This is a genomic window from Microcystis sp. T1-4 (assembly GCF_000297435.1).
Classification (GTDB): domain Bacteria; phylum Cyanobacteriota; class Cyanobacteriia; order Cyanobacteriales; family Microcystaceae; genus Microcystis.
In genome coordinates, this window is record NZ_CAIP01000172.1 from 1 (window position 1) to 13,664 (window position 13,664).

Below are 13,664 nucleotides of genomic sequence, written 5' to 3' on the forward strand. Positions count from 1 at the left end.
GCGTTGCGTTCGTGCATTACTTCAAAACCAATGTTAGCGCAGTTGATCACATCCGCCCAAGTTGCGGTCTCGCGTAGCGAGCGCGTTGCGACCGCACGTCCCTGGGAATCGATAATCGACTGGTTAAAGTTGAAACCGTTGAGGTTAAAAGCCATGGTTGAGATACCTTTTTTGGGTTTATTTATTTCAAAAATTATCTCTTTATTTGTATATTTTTAAACTTGTATAAAATTGATTTAAGTTTTGTAAAAAGTAGTTGACAAAATTCGATCAAGATCAAAGATCACCCTATACTTCAGGTTGACAAAATATGGTAAGGTGGAATGAGTAATAAAACTTATCACTAAAATCAGTGACAAGTGCCAAATTCACCAGATAAGGCTAAATATAACTATGTCCAAACGGTTTAAATTTGACTCCTCCGAGATGATTTATCTCACCGATAAACTGATGAATGTGGCCAGCAATCGTTACTCCATCGTCGTGCAAGTGGCTAGACGGGCCAAACGCGTCCGCTACGATACCGTAGAAAATATCGATGACCCGATGATTAAACCCGTCCAACGGGCCCTGATGGAAATGACCGACGAATTAACCGAACCGGAATTATTACGCGATTAATCCCCTAAAATTGCCGGGGAACCCACCCTTACATTTCATCGGGGTTGATCCCCAGCGCTCTTAGTCTTTCCGCTAGTCGTTGGGCTTTTTGTTCCGCTTCCTCTTTGGCTAAACGTTCTTGCTCGGCGATCGCTTCTGCTTCCTCTTTGGCTAAACGTTCTTGCTGGGCATTCAAACGTTCTTGTTGGGCGATCAAACTTGCTTGCTCGGCGATTGCCGCTGCTGCCCTCGCCCTTTCCTCGGCGGTTAAATAGCGATTTCCCGATCGATCGTACCAATACAGCCATTCTCGAACCCAAGCGATATGTTCTCCCTGTTCATATCCCAAGGCTAAGCCGATTTCTGGCAACCATACCCGATTATTTTCAGGCTCTAAAAGCTCGTATTTCCCCGCTATCAGCTTATAAACCGCTAATCTCTCTCTATTTTTAAACCTTCCCCTTCTACCGCTTAAGGGATTATAAATGACGTAATAGAGAATTCCTAGGGTTTGATAATCCGCTAACTTTCCCTCATATTCCCCATTATATTTCTCAGAAATCACTTCTAGGGCCAATATCGGCATAATATAAGCTTCTTCCCAGAGAACATAGCTTAATCTTCCCCTTTCGCCGGTATCGTGTTTGACTCCAATGGCTAAAAATCCATCCGGTATGATTGCCGGTTCGTCGGGATTGTAATAAACTCCCATATCGACACCAAAATACCAATCATCCCGCTCCGCCCAAATAAATGCTAGTAAACTGAGTAATAGATTGGGAATATCGTTCTGTAACTGGTTATCCACGGCTGTTTCGTCAGAACAGGGTAATTCTTCGGCACTGGGAAGAAGGCGATTTTTATTGTAGGAAAGGTTAACCATAGCGATTGTTTTGACTAGGGAAATTACCAAGTATTCGGTTGAAAGTCGGCATCATTAATAATGGCCACTGTATCCCCGGAGGGTTTAATCACAAATAGACCTTTTTTATATGCGTATCGATCGATCCCCTCGTTGATTTCAATTCCCGCCACCGCACCGTAAGCTTGATAGTTTTGATAATGGGTAAAAGCGATTTTAAAGCGGCTCAATTTTTCGATAAATTCATCCACATCATCTTTAGATAATCTAGATTTACATTCCACCACCACGAGATCGGTATCATCTACCGCTAGAATATCAATTTCCATGGCGATGCCCTGACGCTTGACTCTAGCGCGGGGATAAACTTCTTTAATATCAATGCCTTTTTCCTGAAAAAGCCTTAAAACCGCCGGTTCTACCAATTCTTCCACAAATCGACCCCAGCGAGTGGTGAGACTATCTACCGCTTTGCTGGTTCGTTCAACCGTCCGTTTCAGTTCGGCCATCGAGCGATCGCTTTCTAGTTTAGATTCCGCCAGGAGGTTCTCTATTTCGACTCTATGGCGATCATATTCCGCCTTGGATTCGGCAACCCGGCGATCGTATTCTGCCTTGGATTGGGCAGCCCGGCGATCATATTCCGCCTTGGATTGGGCAGCCCGGCGATCATATTCCTCGGCGGAAGCGCGGAATAGCTGGTAAATATCCTCAAGAGTTACTGGTTCACTCATAGACTTGCCTCTAAAACACCCCTGATCATTTTAGCGATTCTGTCGAAAAGCCGGACGAGAGCCAGAGAGCAAAACGGAAAGAAATATTAAGAATTATTTAAAAGACTTGACAAATGTGCGGGGGGGTACTGTTTTTCTGGAATTTACTTGGTTCCAAAACTTGCATAATCCTTACAACGCTCAAAGAGCTTGATTTTAGATGAAACTAACGATTATGGGCATTTTATCTGGGGTTGCCTTTGCGAATCTGGGCATCTCTGGCATTGCAGAAGCTTTTCAACTGATTCCTTCTGGTCTTAGTCCTGGTAATCAGTATCGCTTGGTATTTGTTACGGATGGCACGATTCAAGCAACAAGCACTGACATAAATACCTACAATACCTTTGTTGACAATGAGGCGCACACCTCAACAATATTAAATGACGCTTTTACGAATGTAGGAATCGACCCTGCTAGTATTACTTGGAAGGTGATCGGTTCGACAGCTAGTGTGAATGCGATCAACAATACCTCAACCAATACAGTTGACACGAGTGTCCCTATCTATGGTCTAGATGGCAAACTGATCGCCTTCGGTAACTCCGACCTGTGGGATGGCGATATCTGTCCCCATATACCGGCGGCTGGCATCATTTGTCATGATGGTGGTATTTCGATGTCGCAATCTGGTCATTATTTATTCGGTGATGTGTGGACGGGGACTTTATCTTCGGGAGTTGCTTGGTCGGAACCTAATTTAGGTCCACTTGGGTCGGTACCAGTAACTATCGGATCGAGCTATGGAACGAACGTAACTTGGATTCGTTATGGGAGCGATTTTGGTCCAGGGTTTAACGGTCCGGTAGCATTCCGCCCTTTGTACGGAATCTCTTCGGTGCTGACGGTTCCCACCCCGACCGCGACCACTCCAGAACCTTCTAGCCTTCTCGGTTTTATCACCTTGGGCGGATTAATGCTAGGGGGTACCGTCCGCAAAGCGCGGAAGTAATACCTACAAGGGAGAGGAGGCGAGGGTTTCCTCTCTCGAAGCGGAGGTTTTCGATACTTTATTTGGTATCATCAAGTAAGAGAAGCTTGATTTATGTTGGTACAGAAATGATGAATCAAAAAATTACTGCTATTTTCAATGGAGAAGCTTTTTATCCTACTGAAACCTTTAATCTTAAGCCGAATACTAAAGTAAAATTGACAATAGAAACTCAATTAATTGATGAAGAGCAATTGCAAATAATGGCAGATGATCAGGATATTTTAGGAGAAATCGCTACCATTAATCAGGAGTTTATGGTCTCTGAAATGGACGGTTTGTAGAAAATGACTATCGCAAGAGGTGAAATTTATTTCGTTAATCTTAACCCGATTCAAGGAAAAGAGCAAGCAGGAACTAGACCAGTTTTAGTATCATCTATTGATGTGATCAATCAGTTACCCTTAGTGGTGATGGTAGTGGTGGGGACGAAAGGAGAAAATATTCGCCAAGATTATCCGACTAATGTTCGCGTTTCGACTGATGAAAGTGGGCTTCCTTTAGAAACAGTCTTTCTTGGTTTTCAAATTCGTTCAATTGATAAAAATCGCTTCCCCTCGGCACCAGTTGGGAAACTATCCGAAGAAAAAATGCAAGAAATTGAAACGGCAGTCCGATATTGCCTAGGATTGTAAGGAGATTTTATATTTTTGGTACGGCGTTTATCCATAGCTCCTGCAAGCGTGGTATTTCATTGATGCCAATTCTAGCAGATAGCCTCGAGGCGCTCTGACCAAGGTAGTCCTGGCAGCGATAACCACAGCGCGCAACTTCCGCGAGAATGCTAATATAAAAAAGCTATTGGCTAATTTTTTCTTATTTTAACTCGCAATATGCTCCCGTCTAATCTCGATCGCATCGTCGAACGCCTCAAACGTCGTACCGATCCTAAGCAAAAATACGAACAATTACTAGCTTTTGCTAAAAAACTAGAACCAATACCAGAATCTGCCAAAATACCCGCTAATAAAGTTCATGGCTGTGTATCCCAAGTTTATATCACTGCCGACCTCGAAAATGGCCAGGTTTGGTACAAAGGGGATTCCGACGCGCAATTAGTCAAGGGTTTAGTGGCTTTGTTAATCGAGGGGTTAAATGGACTGACTCCCTCGGAAATCCTGCAAGTCACCCCGGATTTTATCGAAGAAACCGGTTTAAAAGTCAGCCTTACCCCTTCCCGCTCCAACGGATTTTATAATATTTTCCAATTAATGCAGAAAAAGGCTCTCGGTTTTCAGTTGGGAATGTCCGCTTAGATGTCTAGTTTTCTGGTTCCGGTTCCTTTGATTCGGGAATCTCGCAGTTTTGGAAACGAGTATCCACCAGCGAACGGGTGCAACCCCAATTACTCGGTATTCCCGACGGCCAACCCATCCGCAAAGCTTCCGGACAGATGGCCATCACCGTTAACTGACAGTCAATTAACTGAAAACCCTCTTTCTCACACTGTTTGAGACTGTGTTTGAGAATGGAATCATTGTTAAATTCGATGGTTTTATTACACTGAATACAGACCAAATGATGATGGTGGTGGGGATAGGGTTGATTGAGTTCGTAGTGTTTATGACCCTCGGCCAATTCTAACTCCCGCAAAATTCCCATCCGCGACATCAGTTTAACACTGCGGTAAATTGTCGATAAACTAATTCCCTCCCCCCGTTTGTCCAGTAATTCCTGCAATTCCTCAGCACTGAGATGATTGCCTTTCGGTAAATTCTGGAAAACGTGCAGAATTTTCTCTCGCTGGGGAGTTAAGCGCCACCCCCGCGCGTTGAGTTCCGCTTTCAGGGAGGAAGCAGTGTAGGCAGACATAAGCGATCAACTCTCAATAAAAGCTATTTAATTGACAATGATAGTCGTTTCGGCGAGCCATTGGCAACAGTTTTAAGTAGTTGAAAATTCCCCCCGCGTTCAAGTATGAAAAATTACTATGAAATCCTCCAAATTCCCCGTAATGCCAGCAATAATCAGATAAAAGCCGCTTTTCGTCGTCTGGCCCGGCAATATCACCCCGATTATAATCCCAATGATCCAGAGGCAGTGACAAAATTTCGGGAAATTGAACAAGCTTATCGGGTTTTGAGCGATAAAGAGAAAAGAAAAGAGTATGACCGCAGTTTATCCCCAGAAATACCCACTTTTAACCGCAGTGCCGAGGATTTTTATCAACAGGGATGGCGCTACGCTCAAGAGAAAAATTATCAACTTGCGATCGCATTTTACCAGCAAGCGATCGCAATTAATCCGCAATTTTGGCAGGCCTATCTGCAGCGGGCGGAAGTTTACTACCATAATCAGCAGGATCGGCAAGTTTTAAGCGATTGTCGGCAAGTTTTGCAGTTAAAACCCGATTGTTCCCAAGCTTACTATTACCTCGGTTTATCCCGTCAACGACTCGGTTACACCCAATCTTCCCTAGAAGCTTATGGCAAAGCAATCGCTATTGACCCAAATAATCCCCAATTCTATTATCAAAGAGGATTAGCTCTAGAGGAACTCTCGGAACTGCCAGCAGCACGAAAGGATTTTCAAATAGCGGCAAAAAAATTTAAGCAACAGGGAAATTTTCGCCGCTATCATGCCATTGAAAATAAATTAAGAGATGCTCATAAAAGTTATCGACAACGGCAATCAATCAAGTGGTCAAAAACTCTTTTTATTGTTGTTAATTTGCTGAAAATCTCTTGCTCATCTTTGCTCAAACCCAAGACAGGTCTGGCAGAGGCTTTTTTAAAGCTCAACCGTAATCAGGCTTTAGCTACAGGGGTATTGGCGGCAATAATCAGCAGTTTTTTTATCGCTTTGACTTGGCAAAACTGGACAGTTAAATCTGAGTTTTTACTGTTACTAGGCTGGGCAGTATTTCCTTTTATTATTCTGACTTTATCTAGTTGTTTGGGCAGAAAATTAAGTAATAAATATGGTGGTTTTACTGGCGATATATTTTTAGGTGGCTTAATAATTTTGCCCTTTTCCTTCGTCATTTGGCTCACTTCCTATTTATCCATAAATGGTGATATTATTGGCGCAATTATCGGTATAACGGGCGGTTATCTAACTGGAATACTCTACTATAGTTATCGCCATTTATCCAATATTTCTTCGCAGATCTCTTTACTTTTACTCCCTTTTGTGCTAAGTTTTCTTACGGTTAATATCTGGGTAGTTTATTATTATCTCTAAATCTTCCGGAGTATTACAGTTAAATAAAATCTCAGAATTATCGATGATTAATTCCTCCACCACAGCGGCATTTAACCACTTTTGAAAAGAAGTTCCCCCCTGCTTAATATAAGTCTGCAAAGATGCTAAACAACGACGATGATAAAAAGCACAGAGAGGCTCCCAACGATTGCCGCAGCGGGGAACCAAAGCGATGGCATTTTCCGGTACAGTGGCTAATAATCTTGACCATGCTTGAATAATTGAAGACCTTAGTAAAGGTAAATCGCAGGGGAGCAATAAAACCCAATCGGTTGACACAAAAGTTAATCCCAAGGCAAAGGCTAATAACGGCCCCCTAGTAGGGAGAGGTTCCTTGATTATTCGGCAGTACTGGGGAATGATCAGCTGGTAACGTTCCGGCCAAGGCGTGATCACAGATACCTGTACGGCACAATCTTGGGCAACTAAACAGATATTTTCCAGAAAAGAGAGACCCTGAAAGGATAACAAAGCTTTATCTCGTCCCATGCGGGAACTTTCGCCACCGGCCAGAATTAACGCCGTTAAAGCGGGAAAATCACTCATAATAACCAGTTCTAAAGGATAAACCACAGAGGCACAAAGAACACAAAGAAAAAGACAGACTCGATCAGTGAAGACCATCTATCTATCAGATAAAGGACAAGAGAGCCTACTAATCTAGCCAACTTGCTCCAATCTATGCTAGTCTGTTGACATTTATAAGATATCCATAAACAAGCACTAGATGAATTCCAATTTAATCAAAGTTCCCTTTGTGGATTTGACTTGGCAAAATCAGCCCCTACAGGCAAAAATTGCCGAGGCCATCCAAACAGTTATCGACCGAGGAGATTTTGTTTTAGGCCAAGCTTTAGCCGAATTTGAAACCGCCTTCGCCCAAGCTTGCGGAGTCGAGTATGCTGTGGGAGTAGCTTCTGGCACTGCCGCTCTTGCCCTGGCTCTACAAGCTTACGGCATCGGTGCCGGGGATGAAGTGCTAGTCCCCGCTAATACCTTTGTCGCCACCCTCATGGCTGTTATTCAAGCGGGAGCTAAACCGGTTTTAGTTGATTGTCTCCTCGATACGGCCTTAATTGACCTCGCGGCGGCTGCCCAAAGAATTACTGCCAATACCCGCGCCATTCTTCCCGTACACCTGTACGGACAGATGGTATCACCCCAACAATTACAGGATTTTGCCCGCAGCCATAATCTGATTATCTTTGAAGATGCGGCCCAGGCCCATTTAGCCAGTAGAGAAGGTTATCGCGCCGGCAGCGTCGGTGTGGCGGCGGGGTTTAGTTTTTATCCCAGTAAAAATTTAGGTGCTTTTGGCAATGGCGGAATGTTAGTGAGCAATGATCCTGAAATTAGCCAAAAAGCCCGCAGTTTAAGAAATTATGGCGCACCGAGCAAGTATTTCCACACCGATATCGGCACTAATAGCCGTTTAGATAGCATACAAGCCGCCATTTTAAACGTTAAATTACCCCATCTGGACAGCTGGAATCAGGCCCGTCAGCGAGCGGCAAGACAATACAACCAGCTTTTGGCTCCTTTAGCCGATAAAGGCATTTTACCCATAAGAGACGAAACCGAAACCGGTCATGTCTATCATCTCTACGTTATTCGCATTCTCCCCCATTGTCCCGTTGATCGCCAACAACTACAAGAACAATTAACTGCCGTCGGTATTCAAACCGGCATTCATTATCCGATTCCTTGTCATCTGCAACCAGCTTATCGCTACCTGGGTTATCAACAGGGAGACTTTCCTAAGGCAGAGATTCTCTGTGAAGAAATTTTATCTCTCCCCATGTACCCCGGCATCAGCCAGAAGCAAATTGCAATCGTAGTTGAACAGATTACTTCGATGATCGGCTAACATAAATTCAGAATTTGTCACTAAATCGCTCCTTCCTATGGGTATTAGTCCTTCCCTATCTCCCGTCTCCCACAAAAATCGGCTATCTTGGCTGATTATCGGTTTCTTGGCGGTTATCTATGGTCCGGTGATCTTTCATTGGTACGATGGTTGGCTGAATAAATCGATCAGCGTCGAACATGAATACTTTAGCCACGGCTTGATCGGCCTTCCCTACGCAGCCTATATTGTCTGGCAGAATCGTAAAAAATGGCAGCGCCTCGAAGATCGCTCCCATCCCCTCGGAGCGTTTTTGTTAACCCTAGGAGCGATTTTTTATCTCCTCAGTTCCTCTGTTTGGGTTAGTATGTCTTTCCCGATTATGTTAGCGGGCATCTGTCTCTGGTTAAAAGGAAGGGAAGGTTTTAAATTACAGGGATTTCCTCTACTTTTAACAGCTTTAGCGACTCCTAATCCTATCCCCTACCTGATCACTCCCTATACCCTACCCCTACAGATTTTTATTGCCGCTTGCGCTGGTTTTATTCTCCAGCAAGCGGGCTTAGATGTCTCCGTTGACGGTATCCATGTAGCGGTAGAAGGTAGGATGGTGGAGGTCGCCCCCTACTGTGCGGGGCTGAAAATGTTATTTACCAGTCTTTACGTCACGCTGCTGCTGCTCCATTGGACAGATACCATCGAAAACGGTCGTAAAACGCGCTTTATGCTCCTCAGTGCCTTTGCAATTAGTGTCGGGGCCAATATCGTTCGTAACTCGCTTTTAGCCTGGTTTAACGGCACGGGGCAAAAGGAAAACTTTGTGTTACTCCACGATGGCTGGGGGGGTGATTTATACTCCGTCTTTATGTTATTACTCGTCCTTTTCGTCTTCCAAATTATGCAGTATCGCGAGGCGGTCAGGAAACAGTCCCTAGCTCAAGAGGAAGGTAACAAGGGTGATTAGTCAAAAAATTCCAGCCGAGGTAACTTTAGTGTTAGATAAAATCAAAAAAAAGCTACCGGGTAATTATCTACTCCTGTTGTGCCTGCTGGTGATTTTGATTTTAGGGGGTATCTTGCCCAATTTAATTTCTGGCCATTGGTCTTGGGTGGAGCAACCGAGAATCGGTAATATTCAGAAAATGCAGGCCTTACAAAAATCGGGAATCGAGTTGTCTGACCTGAAAACCATCAACCAGAGCCAAGGGGAAATCGGTGAGGGAAAATGGTCGGTACAAGTGCTGGAAAGTTCTGAGGGCAAGAGGATCACCCTGCTTTTAAAGCCACAGATCTACTATAAAAATCAACCCGGATTAGAATGGTCGGATATCAGTTCGATTAGTCGTTGGAATCAGGGGGAAACAACCGAGCTATTAATTCCCACCAGGTCGGGAGGAAAGGCCACGGCTAGATTCTATCGGGCTTGGACACAAAACACCTTTGCCGTGGTGCAGTGGTATGCTTGGCTAGGTGGTGGTCATTACGATCCCTCTGTTTGGTATTGGCTTGACCAATGGGCGCAATTGAAAAGACAAAGAGTACCCTGGATAGCCGTTTCCTTACTGATTCCCTTAGACCCGACCAAAGAACTGCAAACTCTCACTCCCTTTGCTCTCAATCTCGCTAGGGAAGTACAAAGTAACTTAGAACAAAATGTCTTAAGTCAATTAACTTCTGTCCCTCAGTCCACAAAAGAAAAGTAATTTGGCCGCTGCCAACCATCTCTTCCAAGAAGCTAGCTCAAGGCACTTTTCTAGCCCTTGATAGCTTCTTTGTTCCTCTCCCACTAGATAACTCCCAGAAAATAAATTGATATGTCTCTATGATTCCACCGATGCTCGACAAGTTTTTGCCAGTTAGTTTATTCAGAACCGGGGCCATGGCCCTATCAGGGTTGGGTCTGACAGGGTTCTTGTGGATAATTCACTCCGAGAGCCTCAAGGCCCAGGGTCCTTTGTCCATACCCCAGACTCAACCGGGGGCCGGGTTGGAATTTTTGCCGCCCCAACCCCCTAATCCCACCTTTCCCGAAAACACGATTCCCCCTAGCGGCTACAGTCCACCGGTTTACTCTCCCAATAATCCCCAATCCCGACCAATTCAGGCCTATCGACTCGATATCGGCGATCAAATCAGCGTCTCGGTTCCCGATTTTCCCGAATTTAATTCTGCAGGTCCTGTGGATCCCGATGGTAATTTTCTGGTACCGATTTTAGGGCGTATTCCCGTGCTGGGCTTGACTTTAGACGAAGTGCAAACTAAAATCCGCCTGGAATTGGGGCGAAAATACTTGCGGGAGGAACCAGAAGTGATTGCGGTTTTAACCACTGCCCGTCCCGTCCAGTTAACCATTCTAGGAGAGGTACAGCGACCGGGGTTTTATAGTGTTGCTCCTAATACTCCCCTAGCGCAGGTACTTTTGGCGGCGGGGGGTGGCACCCCCAGGGCTGATCTGCGTTCGATCCTTGTCCGTCGGGTTTTAGTCGATGGTACAGTATTAGAGGAGAAACTTGACCTTTATACTCCCTTGATTAAAGGGGCCCGCTTGCCAGATCTGCCTCTGCAAGGGGGCGATGCGGTGATTGTTTCCAAGTTAGAAGCGGGCCAAGAAACGGAATATAATCGCACCCTAGTGGCTAAAACCACCCTCACCCAGCAGAATATCACCGTCAGGGTTTTAGCTCCCTCAATTCCTTCGGGAATTGCCCTAAGAAATGTTTCGATTCCTAATGGCAGTACCTTCCTCGATGTGGTGGCGAGTTTACCGGTTTCTGATCGCCTGCGGATTAATGTCAATGAAGTGTCCCTGCTCCGTTTTGACAGTGCCAAAGGGGGAATTGTTAGTCAAACGTTGAGTCCGATAGCGGCAGTTAGGGGAGATATATCCCAAAATGTTCCCTTAGAAGATCAGGACGTAATTATCGTCACCCGCACCCTCTTAGGGGAAATTTTCGCCGCTTTTAATATTATTACCCAACCTATCCGGGATATTTCCAGTTTTACCAATACGATTCTCAACCTGAGCAATCAATTCGATGGCTCCCGATAATTGACGAGCAACCGGCTCCCTTCACTCCTTAACACAACTTCATAAGCTAGGATTTCAAGGCCGAGAATAACTCTTGACCGTTAGAATGTAAAGAATCTGGGAATAGATTAAAAAGTTATGGCTGTACCAATTATTAAACGATTTCTCATCTCGCTAGATCAGAACAAATTTGTAGGAATATTCGTCTTCCTGGTCTGTTTAGGCGGTTCTGTGATCTTTGCTCTCCTACCCGATCCTGAGAAACCCCCCACCTTTTATCGGGCGCTGGGACAATTGGCCTACCGGGTGCCGCCGCCAGCTTTTACCACTACAGGAACCCAACTGCAAGAACAAGGGCGGGCTATCGATCGCGATTTACTGCTGTCTCCCCGGGTATTAGTCAATGCGGCCAAAAAATTACAATTTAATCAAGAACAGATCGTTAAAATTCGCGATCAAGATTTAAAAATCACCTTCCCCGGTGAAGGAGAGGAACAAAACAACAATAGCAATCGGGCTGGAGCAACCGACCAACCCCAAGAGATACTTTTAGAGTTAACGTCCGACTCCCAGTCCAAGGCAGAGTTAATTCTGGAAACCTTGATGAAGGAAATGGTGGAATACAGTCGCTGGCTGAATACTTCCCAGTTACGGGCCCGCATAGAGGCGCTCAGTGTCCGACTTAACGAAGTCCAAAAAGATTTAACCAGAGCCGAAGAAAAGTTTTATCGCTACATTAGCACCCAGGGTTCAGATTTATTGGCGATTCAAGATGGGAGTTTATTCACCGCTATCACCGGTAGTCAACAGCAACAGCGAGAAATTCGTCTAGAACTGCAAGGCATTCAAGGACAGATTAATAGTCTGAGTAAACAACTCGATTTAACCCCCGATCAAGCTTACACCTCCTCTGCCCTTAGTGCCGACCCGATTATTGCCAGTATCCGAGCCCAGATATTGGACACGGAAGCCCAATTGGAGCGACTAGAGAAGGATTTACGTCCCGAACATCCCACCGTAGTTAAATTACGCAAACAACAGCAAGTTAACGAATCTCTCCTACAAAAAAGAGCCGCCGAGGTAATCGGAAAAGATGGCGTTCTTACCGCTCTTCCCAGCAGTCGCATCCGTCAGCAAAGTAATCTCGATGCCACCCGTCAACAACTAGCGGCTCAATTAGTTACCCTGCAAACCCAGCGCGAGGGTTTAATGAAACAATTAGAATCCTTAGTGACTCAGGAACAGCAATTACGCTCCCAATACGAGAAATTCCCCGATAAACAGCTACAGCAAGCTCGTTTAACCCAAGCCGTCGCCTTTCAACGGGGTATCTACGAGAATATCCTCAATGCTCTGGTGGATGCTCAGGCCGCAGAAGCGGAAACCGTGGGTAGTCTCACCGTCGCCCAACCACCGGTGGCTCAAGCGATCGAACAGGTGTTTAATCGCAAAAATCGTCTCTTGATTCTCTTAGCGGGGGCTGGTTTGGGAACTTTAGCTGGATTGGGTACGATCCTTCTGTTAGCAGTGATCGATGATCGCCTGCACAGTCCCCAAGAATTGCGGGAAGCTTTGGTTAGCCGGGATATCCTCCTCTTGGGACAGTTGCCCATTGTCCGCAATTTAGAGGGCGATGAAATCGATCCGATTCTCGCCGATGCTAATGTCAATTATCTCCCCTACTACGAACGTTTACGCAGTACCCTGCGACTTGTGGGCGGCGGCGAAACGGTGAAAGTAGTTATTGTCACCAGTATTACCGGCGGAGAGGGGAAAACCGCCACTGCCTATAATCTGGCCATCGCGGCCGCTTTAGCAGGCCGACGGACTCTGTTAGTCGAAGGAGATCTGAGAAGTCTTTCCAACGCTGAAAAAATCGGGGTCACTCCCGATCCCAATTCTTTCCGAGAACCCCTACTTTACTACGGGGCAAAAAGTAAATCGATCCGGCTGGCCCCAAATATTGAAAACCTTTCGATTTTGCCTAGTCCCGGTCCGCAAAAACAAGCGGCAGCTATCATTGAATCGAGCGAATTACAATTAATTCTCAAGGATTCTCGCGGCCGTTTCGATCTGGTGATTGTCGATACTCCTTCTCTGTCTAGCTGTAATGATGCCCTTCTCTTAGAAGAACTAGCGGACGGGATTATTCTAGTAACTCGCCAGGCGATAACTCGTTCTAGTCTCTTGAGTGAAGCAACTGACCAGTTAACAGAAGCGGAAGTGAAAATTTTAGGGGCGGTGATTAACTACGTCGATATTACACCAACTCTCAACACCGCCGAACCGGAACTGCCGCCTTTGATAGTTACCCCACTACAGGAACAAACAGAGACAGAGGAAGTAAAAGTGGAGGTGTAAAT

At 45.3% G+C, this 13,664-nt stretch carries 15 protein-coding genes; 11 read left to right on the forward strand and 4 right to left on the reverse strand.

Annotated features, from left to right (window positions below):
* Positions 1–393 precede the first annotated feature (393 nt).
* A complete protein-coding gene (locus MICAI_RS10390; protein ID WP_002737694.1) occupies positions 394–621 on the forward strand; it encodes a DNA-directed RNA polymerase subunit omega in 228 nt (75 codons plus the stop codon).
* Positions 622–649: 28 nt separating this feature from the next.
* On the opposite strand, the gene MICAI_RS10395 is transcribed toward MICAI_RS10390, so the two are convergent.
* A complete protein-coding gene (locus tag MICAI_RS10395) occupies positions 650–1,483 on the reverse strand; it encodes a Uma2 family endonuclease (protein ID WP_008201376.1) in 834 nt (277 codons plus the stop codon).
* Between the two features lie 23 nt (positions 1,484–1,506).
* Complete coding sequence (locus MICAI_RS10400) at positions 1,507–2,196, reverse strand: hypothetical protein (protein ID WP_008201378.1); 690 nt, start codon at positions 2,194–2,196, stop codon at positions 1,507–1,509.
* A 199-nt stretch (positions 2,197–2,395) separates the two neighbouring features.
* Here MICAI_RS10400 and MICAI_RS10405 point away from each other — a divergent pair, with 199 nt between their 5' ends.
* The 4 genes from MICAI_RS10405 (at position 2,396) to MICAI_RS10420 (ending at position 4,479) form a co-directional block, all read left to right on the forward strand.
* Complete coding sequence (locus MICAI_RS10405) at positions 2,396–3,184, forward strand: PEP-CTERM sorting domain-containing protein (protein ID WP_008201380.1); 789 nt, start codon at positions 2,396–2,398, stop codon at positions 3,182–3,184.
* Positions 3,185–3,291: 107 nt separating this feature from the next.
* Positions 3,292–3,507, forward strand: coding sequence for a hypothetical protein (locus tag MICAI_RS10410; RefSeq protein ID WP_002790182.1), 216 nt, complete (start codon positions 3,292–3,294; stop codon positions 3,505–3,507).
* A gap of 3 nt (positions 3,508–3,510) precedes the next feature.
* Positions 3,511–3,858: a type II toxin-antitoxin system PemK/MazF family toxin gene (locus MICAI_RS10415; protein WP_008201384.1), complete on the forward strand. Its 348-nt coding sequence runs from the start codon at positions 3,511–3,513 to the stop codon at positions 3,856–3,858.
* Positions 3,859–4,056: 198 nt separating this feature from the next.
* Positions 4,057–4,479: a SufE family protein gene (locus MICAI_RS10420; protein WP_008201386.1), complete on the forward strand. Its 423-nt coding sequence runs from the start codon at positions 4,057–4,059 to the stop codon at positions 4,477–4,479.
* 4 nt (positions 4,480–4,483) lie between these two features.
* On the opposite strand, the gene MICAI_RS10425 is transcribed toward MICAI_RS10420, so the two are convergent.
* Positions 4,484–5,035, reverse strand: coding sequence for a transcriptional repressor (locus MICAI_RS10425; RefSeq protein WP_002737956.1), 552 nt, complete (start codon positions 5,033–5,035; stop codon positions 4,484–4,486).
* Positions 5,036–5,140: 105 nt separating this feature from the next.
* Between MICAI_RS10425 and MICAI_RS10430 the strand changes: the two genes are divergently transcribed.
* Positions 5,141–6,406: a J domain-containing protein gene (locus MICAI_RS10430; protein WP_008201394.1), complete on the forward strand. Its 1,266-nt coding sequence runs from the start codon at positions 5,141–5,143 to the stop codon at positions 6,404–6,406.
* On the opposite strand, the gene MICAI_RS10435 is transcribed toward MICAI_RS10430, so the two are convergent.
* Entirely contained in the window at positions 6,359–6,973 is a 615-nt protein-coding gene (locus MICAI_RS10435; RefSeq protein ID WP_039899978.1) for a molybdenum cofactor guanylyltransferase, read from the reverse strand. The genes MICAI_RS10430 and MICAI_RS10435 overlap by 48 nt on opposite strands.
* A gap of 181 nt (positions 6,974–7,154) precedes the next feature.
* On the opposite strand from MICAI_RS10435, the gene MICAI_RS10440 reads away from it, so the two are divergent.
* The 5 genes from MICAI_RS10440 to MICAI_RS10460 all read left to right on the forward strand — a co-directional run bounded on the left by MICAI_RS10440 (position 7,155) and on the right by MICAI_RS10460 (position 13,662).
* Positions 7,155–8,294 (forward strand): DegT/DnrJ/EryC1/StrS family aminotransferase, encoded by a 1,140-nt coding sequence (locus MICAI_RS10440; protein WP_008201398.1) that lies wholly within the window; start codon positions 7,155–7,157, stop codon positions 8,292–8,294.
* Positions 8,295–8,331: 37 nt separating this feature from the next.
* Positions 8,332–9,237 carry a cyanoexosortase B gene (gene crtB, locus MICAI_RS10445; RefSeq protein ID WP_008201400.1) on the forward strand — a complete coding sequence of 302 codons (906 nt, stop codon included), beginning with the start codon at positions 8,332–8,334 and terminating at the stop codon, positions 9,235–9,237.
* Positions 9,230–9,976, forward strand: a complete 747-nt coding sequence (locus tag MICAI_RS10450) for a cyanoexosortase B system-associated protein (protein WP_008201402.1) — start codon at positions 9,230–9,232, stop codon at positions 9,974–9,976. Before crtB ends, MICAI_RS10450 begins: the two co-directional genes overlap by 8 nt.
* Positions 9,977–10,107: 131 nt before the next feature.
* Complete coding sequence (locus MICAI_RS10455) at positions 10,108–11,322, forward strand: polysaccharide biosynthesis/export family protein (protein WP_039899979.1); 1,215 nt, start codon at positions 10,108–10,110, stop codon at positions 11,320–11,322.
* A gap of 117 nt (positions 11,323–11,439) precedes the next feature.
* Positions 11,440–13,662: a GumC family protein gene (locus tag MICAI_RS10460; RefSeq protein WP_008201405.1), complete on the forward strand. Its 2,223-nt coding sequence runs from the start codon at positions 11,440–11,442 to the stop codon at positions 13,660–13,662.
* The last annotated feature ends 2 nt before the right edge of the window (positions 13,663–13,664 follow it).

What these genes read in the sequence shown, in the direction of transcription:
- MICAI_RS10415 (WP_008201384.1), top strand. Translation starts at nt 3,511, where the DNA reads ATGACTATCGCAAGAGGTGAAATTTATTTCGTTAATCTTAACCCGATT.
- MICAI_RS10405 (WP_008201380.1), top strand. Translation starts at nt 2,396, where the DNA reads ATGAAACTAACGATTATGGGCATTTTATCTGGGGTTGCCTTTGCGAAT.
- MICAI_RS10400 (WP_008201378.1), bottom strand. Translation starts at nt 2,196, where the DNA reads ATGAGTGAACCAGTAACTCTTGAGGATATTTACCAGCTATTCCGCGCT.
- crtB (WP_008201400.1), top strand. Translation starts at nt 8,332, where the DNA reads ATGGGTATTAGTCCTTCCCTATCTCCCGTCTCCCACAAAAATCGGCTA.
- MICAI_RS10390 (WP_002737694.1), top strand. Translation starts at nt 394, where the DNA reads ATGTCCAAACGGTTTAAATTTGACTCCTCCGAGATGATTTATCTCACC.
- MICAI_RS10410 (WP_002790182.1), top strand. Translation starts at nt 3,292, where the DNA reads ATGATGAATCAAAAAATTACTGCTATTTTCAATGGAGAAGCTTTTTAT.
- MICAI_RS10455 (WP_039899979.1), top strand. Translation starts at nt 10,108, where the DNA reads ATGCTCGACAAGTTTTTGCCAGTTAGTTTATTCAGAACCGGGGCCATG.
- MICAI_RS10430 (WP_008201394.1), top strand. Translation starts at nt 5,141, where the DNA reads ATGAAAAATTACTATGAAATCCTCCAAATTCCCCGTAATGCCAGCAAT.
- MICAI_RS10420 (WP_008201386.1), top strand. Translation starts at nt 4,057, where the DNA reads ATGCTCCCGTCTAATCTCGATCGCATCGTCGAACGCCTCAAACGTCGT.
- MICAI_RS10460 (WP_008201405.1), top strand. Translation starts at nt 11,440, where the DNA reads ATGGCTGTACCAATTATTAAACGATTTCTCATCTCGCTAGATCAGAAC.
- MICAI_RS10425 (WP_002737956.1), bottom strand. Translation starts at nt 5,035, where the DNA reads ATGTCTGCCTACACTGCTTCCTCCCTGAAAGCGGAACTCAACGCGCGG.
- MICAI_RS10395 (WP_008201376.1), bottom strand. Translation starts at nt 1,483, where the DNA reads ATGGTTAACCTTTCCTACAATAAAAATCGCCTTCTTCCCAGTGCCGAA.
- MICAI_RS10435 (WP_039899978.1), bottom strand. Translation starts at nt 6,973, where the DNA reads ATGAGTGATTTTCCCGCTTTAACGGCGTTAATTCTGGCCGGTGGCGAA.
- MICAI_RS10440 (WP_008201398.1), top strand. Translation starts at nt 7,155, where the DNA reads ATGAATTCCAATTTAATCAAAGTTCCCTTTGTGGATTTGACTTGGCAA.